1 pseudogene is annotated in these 524 nt (G+C 65.8%); it reads left to right on the top strand.

From position 1 onward, the window contains the following. A pseudogene (locus tag AC3IFE_RS01460) lies at window positions 1-524 on the top strand (FAD-linked oxidase); the annotation flags it as partial.

Below are 524 nucleotides of genomic sequence, written 5' to 3'. Positions count from 1 at the left end.
CGCAAGATGGGCAAGAAGAAGTTCAACGCCGGCAACGCGGCGGGCATGTTCTTCCTGAACGCGACCAACCCGCAGACGATCAACCTCGCGCGCGGCGTGATGATGGGCGTGGGCTACAAGGTGCAGCGCTTCGCGAACGACATGCTGAAGAAGGTCGTGACGAAGCAGACGCAGCACCCGCCGGCGACGACGGGCAAGCCGCCGGCGGTGGAGCAGGTGATCCACTTCGTGAACAAGAAGATGCCGGGCAACCTGCCGAAGAAGACGGCGCGGGCGCTGCTGGACATCGAGGACAACAAGATCGTGCCGATCATCCGCAACCCGAAGACGACGACCGTCGATTCGGAGGCGGTGTTCTACGTCCCGGGCTGCGGCTCCGAGCGGCTGTTCTCGCAGGTGGGGCTGGCGACGCAGGCGATGCTGTGGGAGGCGGGCGTGCAGACGGTGCTGCCGCCGGGCTACCTGTGCTGCGGCTATCCGCAGCGCGGCTCGGGCCAGTACGACAAGGCCGAGAAGATCGTCAC

Source organism: Burkholderia sp. APQ4-4ca (genome assembly GCF_057837105.1).
This window is presented reverse-complemented; position numbering and strand designations above follow the sequence as displayed.